The sequence below is a fragment of the Pricia mediterranea genome (assembly GCF_032248455.1).
Lineage (GTDB): Bacteria > Bacteroidota > Bacteroidia > Flavobacteriales > Flavobacteriaceae > Pricia > Pricia mediterranea.
The window spans coordinates 1349112-1360000 of the sequence record NZ_JAVTTP010000001.1; the positions used below are offsets into that span (position 1 = coordinate 1349112).

6 protein-coding genes (1 of these 6 only partly in view) are annotated in these 10889 nt (G+C 47.5%); 3 read left to right on the forward strand and 3 right to left on the reverse strand.

Annotated features, from left to right (window positions below):
- Positions 1 to 91 precede the first annotated feature (91 nt).
- The 3 genes from RQM65_RS05775 to nhaD form a co-directional block, all read right to left on the reverse strand.
- A complete protein-coding gene (locus RQM65_RS05775) occupies positions 92 to 478 on the reverse strand; it encodes an ExbD/TolR family protein (RefSeq protein WP_314013335.1) in 387 nt (128 codons plus the stop codon).
- 362 nt (positions 479 to 840) lie between these two features.
- Positions 841 to 1533, reverse strand: coding sequence for a MotA/TolQ/ExbB proton channel family protein (locus tag RQM65_RS05780; protein ID WP_314013336.1), 693 nt, complete (start codon positions 1531 to 1533; stop codon positions 841 to 843).
- Between the two features lie 290 nt (positions 1534 to 1823).
- The gene (gene nhaD, locus RQM65_RS05785; protein ID WP_314013338.1) at positions 1824 to 3194 is read right to left on the reverse strand and encodes a sodium:proton antiporter NhaD; all 1371 of its coding nucleotides are present in this window, start codon (positions 3192 to 3194) and stop codon (positions 1824 to 1826) included.
- A gap of 716 nt (positions 3195 to 3910) precedes the next feature.
- Between nhaD and RQM65_RS05790 the strand changes: the two genes are divergently transcribed.
- From RQM65_RS05790 to RQM65_RS05800, 3 genes are all read left to right on the forward strand, one after another.
- Positions 3911 to 5053: an acyl-CoA dehydrogenase gene (locus tag RQM65_RS05790; RefSeq protein WP_314013339.1), complete on the forward strand. Its 1143-nt coding sequence runs from the start codon at positions 3911 to 3913 to the stop codon at positions 5051 to 5053.
- 282 nt (positions 5054 to 5335) lie between these two features.
- Positions 5336 to 9844, forward strand: coding sequence for a glutamate synthase large subunit (gene gltB, locus RQM65_RS05795; RefSeq protein ID WP_314013341.1), 4509 nt, complete (start codon positions 5336 to 5338; stop codon positions 9842 to 9844).
- Positions 9845 to 9958: 114 nt separating this feature from the next.
- On the forward strand, positions 9959 to 10889 hold the 5' portion of the coding sequence (locus RQM65_RS05800) for a glutamate synthase subunit beta (RefSeq protein WP_314013342.1). 536 nt of this gene lie beyond the right edge of the window; the window shows 931 of its 1467 coding nt (coding positions 1-931); the start codon lies at positions 9959 to 9961; its stop codon lies off the right edge, out of view.

The following is a 10889-nucleotide window of genomic DNA, read 5'->3' on the forward strand; positions in this document are numbered from 1 at the left end:
TGCACTCGAGGTATAATCCACTGAAGAACAATCGCCAATAACGCGATGAGCAAGTCAATATACCCCTTAAAGGTAAGCAAATCAATTTTGATCAATTCGGTCGTACGGCCAAGATAACTTTGTAACTGTTCCGGTTGGCGATGTCCATGACGTGTACCGCCTCTTTAATCGCCACGCTTTCTTCGGCCCGGAGAATTATGGTCGGCTTGTCTTGTCCTTCCAAGGCTTTTTTGAGTTCGACCTCGATATAGTCCCCGTTAATACGTTCGTTGTTAACAAAATACTGCAGATTTTTGTCGATACTCACCGAAACGTTCTGGGTATTGGTCGATTTGCCCTTCGCTTTAGGCAATAACAGATCCAACGCGTTGGGGGAATTGGCCGTGAGCATAAAGAATATCAATAACAAGAATACAATATCCGTCATCGAGGACATGCTAAAATCGGGACTCACCTTATTTCTTCCTCTTAATTTCACGTTCTATCTAATTTTTAACGCACTTGGTTCTTCCTTGAACTAATTCATTCTGTTCGCATCCGGACTTCAGAAAACGGGATTAAAAACAGGGAGAAAAGATGTGTCGAAATCCGGTTTTGCGCAAATATTAAGTTTTAAACCTTATTTTACTGCCCTGAATTTCGTTTCCCTATCCTGGTTCTTGCACCCTGCTCTATCATCTGACAACATGTCCATACAATGGATCGCCAACTCACTAATTTTTTACAAACTTATAAACCCATAAACTGCTAATGGAAGGTCAAAGTTTGCAATCACGGACCAACGGCCCGGGTTAAGAGAATTGGTTCTTGGCTCTCGGCTCTTGGCTCTTGGCTCTAATTTTACAGCGGTTCGTTCAAGAGATCTAAGAACTCGACCGCATTGGCTTCCATTTTATGCACAACTTTATCCGTACGGTTGACCAAATGGTTGTAGCCGATGTATGCAATTATTCCGACAATTAGACCGGCAACCGTCGTAGTCATGGCGGTATAAATACCTGATGCCAAGGAGCCCATTTCGGCCTGTCCGCCACTAGATGCCATTTCGTGAAAGGCCAAGATCATACCGATTACGGTACCTAAGAAACCGATCATGGGCCCGGCACCTGCGACAGTTGCCAATACGCTCACGTTTTTTTCAAGTTTGTAAACTTCCAAAGTGCCCGCATTCTCTATGGCGGTATTAATATCGTCCAGAGGTTTTCCAATTCGGGAAACCCCTTTTTCAATCAATCGCGCCACTGGGGAATCGGTTTGGGCACAGAGCATCTTTGCCGCTTCCAACTTGCCTGTCGTGACGTAGTCCCGAATCTGGTTCATAAAATTGCTATCGATTTTTGAGGCGGCCTTGATCGCAAAAATCCGTTCAAAATAAATATAAGATGCCACGAAAAGCATAATGAACAACACGGTGATGATCAGTATACTTCCGGCGCCACCGCTAAAAATAAGGTCGATTACGGAAAGTGTCTTTTCTTCCGACATCATATCCCCAACCTGGGGATCCTGCGCCGCATCTTGGAATAGCATCATAGAATTCTTAGTTATTTGAGAGACTGTTATGAAATATGTCGATTATTTTTTTGGGCCCCTTTTTTAAGCCGACGCGCAAGTTGGCTCCATGTTCAAAGGCCAAATCGTAGGTCTTTACTCGGCCGCCCTGTCGTTAAAATTTTATATCGCAGCTTAGGTTATGCCAGAAAATTTGGCCTAGGACGGCATCAAAAATGACCTATAAAAATTTTGATCGCACAATTCAAAACAGTCTCTAAGCCTTAAAACGAGTTCGGTCTTGCCTCTATAACGGTAGTTTATCGATAAAATTATACATTCAACACAAAATTTCTAAGAAGTGCGAACACGACCGCACCGGCAATAAAACCGGCAAAAGCGAGCCATGCGATTTTTTTCAAGTACCAGAAAAAATCAATTTTCTCCATTCCCATGGCAACAACTCCCGCTGCAGAACCGATAATCAGCATACTACCGCCCGTTCCGGCCGAGTAGGCGATAAAGTGCCACACGGGGTCGTCGATAGGTACGGAGAACATCCCCATACTTGCCGCGACCAACGGAACGTTATCGATTATTGCGGAACCGACACCTAAGATCAGCACCACCAAATCGGATACCAACTCGCCTCTTGATTCCGTGCCCAACATGGGTACGTTGGCGTCAAGGCTCTGGGCAAATTCGAAGAGCATTCCCAATGATTCCAGGGCTCCTACGGCAAGTAATATTCCGAGGAAGAATAGAATGCTGGGCATTTCAATTTTCGAAAGGGAAGCGTGCACGGGACTGTGGTATCCTACCGTATCATCGCCTTCGCCCTCCACGTTGGTTATACTGAACTTCGATTTACTATAAATTTCGGCGAAGGTGGCCACTACCGCCAACGAAAGCATCATTCCGACATATGGGGGCAGGTGGGTAACCGTCTTAAAAAACGGAACGAACACAATTGCGCCCAGTCCTAGGTACAACATGGTAGCTCCGTGTTCGGATTTGGGTTCGTCGACCACTTCTTCCGGGTCGTCCGCGAGTGTCCCCTGAAATACTTTATATCTTCCCGCCAGCAATACGGGTACGATCATACAAACGATGGATGGCAATAGCACGTGTTCTATCAATACCAGGGTAGTTACCTTGTTGCCAATCCAAAGCATGGTCGTGGTAACATCACCAATTGGCGACCATGCACCCCCTGCATTTGCCGTGATAACGATAAGACCGGCAAACCACAATCGGGTTTCCCGATCCTTGATTACTTTTTGCAGAATGGTTACCAGTACGATCGTAGCGGTAAGATTATCGATAATAGCGGAGAGTATAAAGGCCAATATCGAAAATATCCATAACAGCTTTTTCTTGCTCTTGGTCTTGATAAAGCCTTTAATCGTGGCGAAACCGTCAAAATAATCAATGATTTCAACAATTGTCATCGCCCCCAAAAGAAAGACCAGGATCTCGGCCGTTTTACCCAAATGGTGCAATAGTATTTCCTCGAGACCTGTGGGTTCGAGTTCCTTCAATTCCGAATTTACCTCGAACACATCCATGTTGGTCAATGCTATAATCGCCCAAAGTAAGGCCATCATCCCCAAAGCGGGAATGAGCTTGTCGATTTTCAGGTTGTGCTCCAAGGTTATCGCCAGATAGCCCAGGACGAATACAATAATAATAATGGTCTCCATACTCGATCGGTTTTTAGGGTTCTATTTTAGTGTTAGTCAATTGGATTCAAAATGGCCTCAGGAATGTTATTCTCCGGGAGATTTTTAAAGATATTCATATTTTCCTTGTTAAATGGAAGCGAGCGCATGTAATTATCATTTCATCCGCTTGAGGGATCAAATTACCACAAAATCGACGAAAGAGTTGATTTTCCCGGCATTCAATACTATCAAGTTTCACCTCCGTTCTCGATTTAAGCTGAACCGGCCTTCGCTCCTATGGTCATTACGTGAAAATAATTTAGGAATGGATTCATATCAGTAGTGTCAAGAAAACCACAACTGACAAATATAAAAATTTGGGGCAGAATCCGGCCAAAACTTTTTATTTAACCTTTGTTTAGATACCAAGGATATCGAATTTACCATGTTTCAGGGTGGTTGTCCAATCAGACCCGTAATCTACCATCCCATTATTTGCTACGTCCTCCAATTAATTTACGTGTTTCAGTTCACTCTAACACTATTCTTCCTTAAAGGACAGGCGTGCTTATCATTTATGTTCTTGTAGCAATCGCAAGCTTTGGATTTTGACCGACCTCTAGAAGGTTATGGCTTATGAAATACACTCACCTTGGATAAGCTGGATGGTCTTTTCGCATAAAATATCGCAACGGAAATGTTCCGTATTGTTTCATAGTTCTATATTTGTAAGGAACCTATTGAGCATAAACACCATGGATTTTTCACTATCGGAAGAACATCATATGATACGGCAAGCGGCCCGTGATTTCGCTCGCAACGAACTGCTCCCCGGGGTTATAGAACGTGACGATGCACAGGAATTTCCCGCGGAACAAATAAAAAAGCTGGGGGAATTGGGTTTTATGGGGATGATGGCCGACCCCAAGTACAATGGTAGTGGAATGGACACCCTTTCTTACGTCATCGCCATGGAAGAAATTTCGAAAATCGATGCTTCGACCTCGGTGGTAATGTCAGTTAATAATTCTTTGGTCTGTTGGGGATTAGAAACTTTCGGCACCGAAGAACAGAAACAAAAATATTTGGCCCGTTTGGCCTCTGGAGAGGTTATAGGGGCCTTCTGCCTATCAGAACCGGAAGCGGGCAGCGATGCCACTTCCCAGAAAACTACGGCCATGGACAAAGGCGACCATTACGTGCTGAACGGAACAAAGAATTGGATCACCAACGGCAATTCGGCCGATGTTCACTTGGTCATCGCCCAGACCGATAAAGAAAAAGGCCACAAGGGCATCAACGCCCTGATCGTTGAAAAAGGGATGCCCGGTTTCGAAATCGGCCCCAAAGAGAATAAATTGGGCATCCGCGGAAGCGATACCCATTCCCTCAATTTCAATGACGTAAAGATTCCCAAACAGAATCGTATCGGCGAAGACGGTTTTGGCTTCAAGTTCGCCATGAAAACATTGGCCGGCGGTCGCATAGGTATCGCCGCCCAGGCCCTCGGTATCGCGGCGGGGGCCTTTGAGCTTTCCCTTGCCTATTCAAAAGAGCGGAAAGCCTTCGGCACCGAAATTGCCAACCACCAGGCTATCGCCTTTAAGCTGGCCGATATGCATACCCAGATCGAAGCCGCCCGACATCTCGTTTATAAGGCGGCCTGGGAAAAGGACAATGGCAAGAATTACGACCTGTCGGGAGCCGTGGCCAAATTATACGCCTCACAGATTGCCATGGAAACGACGGTCGAGGCCGTACAAATTCACGGCGGTAACGGATATGTGAAAGATTACCACGTCGAACGGCTGATGCGCGATGCCAAGATTACCCAGATTTACGAAGGCACTTCCGAAATACAGAAAATTGTAATCTCACGGACTATTCTGAGGGATTAGCAAGGGAGCTTCCATGTCTAAGTCAGTCTTGATTCCTATTGCAAGCGCTTCCCAATTACTAAAATCTCAATTATCGCCCTTCAAAATATCGATATTGCATTTTTACTAGGTATTTATTTGTAACGTTGGATTTCTTATTTGTTTTATCATCATATCGTGCTCAAAAAGCATCAAAAACTCTATTTTTGAGCGGATATCGCAATGGTCTGTACCCAATTTTGATACAGAATCAAGCCGATAGATACTGGTATGATATAACATGAACCAAGTAAACTACCACTGATGACATTGATAAAACAAGGGCTTTACCTGCCGCAATTCGAGCATGACAACTGTGGCGCAGGATTTATCTGTAGCCTAAAAGGGAAGAAATCCAACGACATCATTCATAAGGCCTTGGAGATATTGCATAAGTTGGAGCACCGCGGTGCCGTCAGCGCCGATGGGAAGACCGGTGACGGCGCCGGGATCCTTATCGATATTCCCCATGATTTTTTCCAGGCGGAATGCGATTTTGAACTTCCGGAACCGGGTACATATGCGGTTAGCAACGTATTTCTACCCAAAAAGGAGAATCAGCGCAACTTCTGTATGGCCATCTTCGAAGAGAACATCAAAAAACAGGGGCTCGAACTTCTGGGCTGGCGCGACGTGCCGGTGAACCGCTCCATTCCCGGGCGAATAGCCGTGGAGACAGAGCCTTTTATAAAACAGATCTTTATCGCGAAGGAAAGTGGCAACCAAGACGCTTTTAATTTCAACCTGAAACTCTTTATCGCCCGAAAAATTACCGAGCATACCATCAACGACTCCAAGCTTTCAGAAAGTAAATTTTTCTACGTCCCCAGCCTTTCCACAAAAATCATCATTTTCAAGGGTCTGTTGATGCCGAAAGATATCAGCTTGTACTACGAAGACCTCATGGATCCCCGGGTGGTCACACGACTTTCGCTGGTACACCAGCGGTTCTCCACCAATACATTTCCGACCTGGGACCTCGCACAACCCTTCCGTTACATGTGCCATAACGGCGAGATAAACACCCTACGGGGCAACGTTTCAAGAATGCTGTCCCGGGAAGAACTGATGGAGAGCGATTGGTTCGGGGATGAGATCAAAAATATACTACCGATCATTCTTCCCGATAAATCCGATTCCGCAACCATGGATATGGTCGTGGAACTGCTGTTGATGACCGGCCGTTCGCTGCCCGAAGCGATGATGATCTTGGTACCCGAAGCTTGGGAGAAAAATCCCGATATGTCGGAGGCCAAAAGGGCTTTTTACGAATACCATTCTTGTATGATGGAGCCTTGGGACGGTCCTGCATCCATTCCGTTTACCGACGGAAACTTCATCGGGGCGGTACTTGACCGTAACGGCCTGCGCCCCTCGCGCTACACCGTGACCAAAAACGAATACGTGGTGATGTCGTCGGAAACCGGGGTAATGGACATCGCCCCGGAAAACGTGGAATTCCACGGCCGTTTAGAACCGGGCAAGATGTTCTTGGTCGATATGGCCGAGGGCCGTATTATAAACGACGAGGAAATCAAGGAGGACATTGCCCGTCGGCATCCCTATGGAAAATGGTTGGATGACAATATGGTGCATCTGCGGGACATTCCCTATAATGATTGCCCGCTATTTTTGGGGGAGGCTTCCCTAACACAGCGGAAGTCCGTTTTCGGCTATACTCTGGAAGATATCAACACCATCATACTCCCGATGGGAAAAAACGCCAAAGAGCCCATTGGTTCCATGGGTTCCGATACCCCGATTGCCGTATTGTCGGAAAGGCCCCAACTGATCTACAATTATTTTAAACAACTTTTTGCCCAGGTGACCAACCCGCCATTGGACGGTATCCGCGAAGAACTCATTACCGACATCAGCCTTACCTTGGGCAGCGACCACAACATATTCGACTTCTCCGAACTGCACTGCCGGAAACTGAAAATACAGAATCCGGTCATTTCCAAAGAGGACCTGGATAAGATTAAAAATTACGATGCGAGTCCCGATTACAAAGTAGTCTCCATTCCCACCCTGTACAATATCGATAAAGGCTACAACGGCCTTGAGGATGCCCTTGAGTCAATTTTGCACCAAGCCTCGAAGGTGGCCGATGACGGGGCCAACATCATCATCCTATCGGACAGGGGCGTCGATAAAGACCACGCCCCGATTCCCGCATTATTATCCTGCTCGTACGTAAATAGCGGTCTGCAACGGCTGGGTAAAAGAAATAAGCTCAGTATCATCGTTGAATCCGCGGAACCCCGAGAAGTGCACCATTTTTGCCTCTTGTTCGGATTTGGCGCCAGTGCCATTAATCCGTATCTGGTCAACGAAATCATCGGCGAACAGATCGAGGAACACGATATTACCGAATTCACATTCGGGGAAGCCGTAAAAAACTACAACAAGGCCATCGGAAAAGGCATTCTGAAGGTCATGAACAAAATAGGCATTTCTACCCTGAACTCCTACCGCGGTTCTCAGCTTTTCGAATGTATCGGAATCAATACCAGCGTGGTAGACACTTATTTTCCGAACACGCCTACACGTATTCAAGGGGTAGGCTTGTACCAGATCGAAAAAGAAATTGCCAAGCGGCACCGAAAGGCCTTTTCCAAAAAAGATGTGGCCGCCACCCTTGATCTTGAAATCGGCGGTGAGTACCGTTGGCGAAGGGATGGTGAAAAGCACATGTTCAATCCCCTTTCCGTGGCCAAGCTACAAAAAGCGGTACGGGGAAACGAGGCCACTACCTATAAGGAATATGCCGACATGGTCAACGAACAGACCAAGAACCTGATGACCATCAGAGGCCTTTTCGAATTTTCGAACTACGATCCGATTCCCTTGGAGGAGGTCGAACCATGGACCGAAATCGTTAAGCGCTTCAAGACCGGTGCCATGTCCTATGGCTCCATCAGTAAAGAGGCCCATGAAAATTTGGCCATTGCCATGAACCGGATCGGGGGGAAGAGCAACTCCGGGGAGGGCGGGGAAGATGCCGAACGTTTTTATAAAAACGCAACCGGAGACTGGCGAAACTCCGCGATTAAGCAAGTGGCCTCCGGCCGTTTCGGGGTCACCTCCGATTACCTGACAAACGCCCGTGAGATCCAGATTAAAATGGCCCAGGGTGCCAAGCCCGGGGAAGGTGGGCAACTACCGGGCCCCAAGGTGAACCCGGCCATCGCCAAAACTCGAAACTCGACCCCGTATGTGGGGTTGATATCGCCCCCACCCCATCACGACATCTATTCTATCGAAGATTTATCGCAGTTGATATACGATCTCAAATCGGCCAATCGGGAGGCTCGTATCAACGTAAAACTGGTCTCCGAAGTGGGCGTGGGTACGGTGGCCGCCGGGGTTTCGAAAGCGAAGGCCGATGTGATACTCATTTCCGGATTTGACGGAGGTACCGGTGCCTCGCCCCTGACCTCCCTTAAACACGCAGGCCTACCTTGGGAACTTGGTATCGCCGAGGCGCAACAGACCTTGGTGATGAACGATCTTCGCAATCGGATAGTACTCGAATGCGACGGACAGCTCAAGACCGGACGTGATGTGGCGGTAGCCTGTCTATTGGGCGCGGAGGAATTTGGATTTTCTACCGCACCCCTGGTCGCTTCGGGTTGCATCATGATGCGTGTATGTCATTTGAACACCTGTCCCGTTGGTATCGCCACCCAGAACCCCGAACTCCGGAAAAAGTTCGAGGGCAAGCCCGAACATGTCGTCAACTATATGTATTTCGTTGCCCAAGAACTCCGGGAAATCATGGCCCAGCTAGGATTCAGGACAGTGAACGAAATGGTGGGCCAAGTAAAAAAGCTGGACCGTAGAAAAGCTATCAACCATTATAAGGCCAAGGGTATCGACCTGACACCCATTTTGCATCAGGTGGATGTACCGGTGGGAACCAAATTTCACAACACCCAAAAACAGCAACATAATGTTGACCAGTCCATTGAATTTGATATCATCGCCAAGGCCAATCCGTCGTTGTTCCGAAAGGAAAAATTGACGCTGGACTTCCCAATAAAAAATACCGATCGTGCCGTCGGTGCCATCGTAAGTAACGAAATATCAAAAGTTTACGGGGCGCAAGGCTTGCCTATTAACACCCTAAAACTCAATTTCACCGGTTCTGCAGGCCAAAGTTTCGGAGCTTTCGCAACTAGGGGACTGACCATGATTGTCAACGGAAATACCAACGATTATCTCGGCAAGGGACTTTCCGGCGCAAAGCTCGTGGTGAAGGTACCTGAAGGTTCTACTATCGTGCCCGAAGAGAATGTGATTACGGGCAACGTCACCTTATATGGTGCTACGGCAGGTCGGGCCTATATCAATGGCAAGGCCGGCGAGCGTTTTTGTGTACGCAATTCTGGGGCGAAAGCGGTCGTCGAGGGCATCGGCGATCACGGTTGCGAATACATGACCGGCGGCGTAGCCGTAATTCTGGGAGAGGTAGGCCGGAATTTCGGCGCAGGAATGAGTGGCGGCATCGCTTATGTTTTCGACGAGAAAAAAACCTTCGAAAAGAATTGCAATACCACAAGCTTAAACCTATTGAAGGTCACTGAAGATCAAGACAGTAAGCAACTTAAAAGCCTTATTACCAGCCATTACAATTCCACCTTGAGCCCCCTTGCACAGCGTATTCTGGAAAATTGGGAAACCTGCCTGCCGCAATTCATTAAGGTATTCCCTGAGGAATATCGGCAGGCTCTGATACGCTTGGAAAGAGAAAAATTGGAAATGGCCTAATGCGGCCAGACTGTTACAATGACGAACTTAAGCGACTGGAAGGTTTATGTACAGTGCTCCTATAGAACTAGATGATGTACTTACTGGCCAGACGATAATAAATTATAGTGAAAAATGGGAAAGATTACCGGATTTTTGGAATTCGACAGAAAAGATGAAGCCTATGCTCCGGTCGAGGAGCGGGTCAAGAATTATAAGGAATTTACACGTCCTCTGCCTGAAAAGGAACTTCGGGACCAAGGCGCACGGTGTATGGACTGCGGGATTCCGTTTTGCCACAGCGGTTGTCCCTTGGGAAATCTGATTCCCGATTTTAACGATGCTGTTTATCAGGGCAAGTGGGACAAGGCGGCTGACATTCTTCATGCAACGAACAACTTCCCCGAATTCACTGGACGATTGTGCCCTGCTCCCTGTGAGGAAGCTTGCGTTTTGGGCATCAACGAAGACCCGGTCAGCATCGAGAACATTGAAAAGAACATCGCGGAAACCGCGTTCGAAAAAGGGTGGATCAAACCCGAGCCTCCCGAAAACAGAACCGATAAAAAGGTGGCCGTGGTAGGTTCAGGGCCGGCCGGGTTGGCCGCGGCCCAGCAATTGAACCGCGCCGGCCATCGGGTCACGGTTTTCGAACGGGACGAAAAACCGGGTGGACTGCTCCGTTATGGCATTCCAGATTTTAAGATGGAAAAGCATATTATCGATCGAAGATTGAACGTGATGGAAGATGAAGGTATCCGGTTCAAATGCGGTGTGAATGTCGGACAGGATATCACCGGCGAAACGCTAAAAAACGACTTTGACGCTATCGTACTTTGTGGTGGCGCTACGGTCCGAAGAAATCTGCCCTTGGAAGGCGCCGATTTGAACGGGGTGGTGCAGGCGATGGACTTTCTTCCACAAAATAATCGCAGGGTCGATGGTGTTACGAACTTCGACGAAGAGATTCTGGCCACCGATAAGAATGTTATCGTTATCGGAGGCGGCGATACCGGATCGGACTGTATCGGCACCTCGTTCCGGCAGGGCGCTAAATCAGTCTCCA

Coding starts and splice junctions, on each gene's coding strand:
- RQM65_RS05780 (WP_314013336.1), bottom strand. CDS start 1,533: ATGATGCTATTCCAAGATGCGGCGCAGGATCCCCAGGTTGGGGATATG.
- nhaD (WP_314013338.1), bottom strand. CDS start 3,194: ATGGAGACCATTATTATTATTGTATTCGTCCTGGGCTATCTGGCGATA.
- RQM65_RS05790 (WP_314013339.1), top strand. CDS start 3,911: ATGGATTTTTCACTATCGGAAGAACATCATATGATACGGCAAGCGGCC.
- gltB (WP_314013341.1), top strand. CDS start 5,336: ATGACATTGATAAAACAAGGGCTTTACCTGCCGCAATTCGAGCATGAC.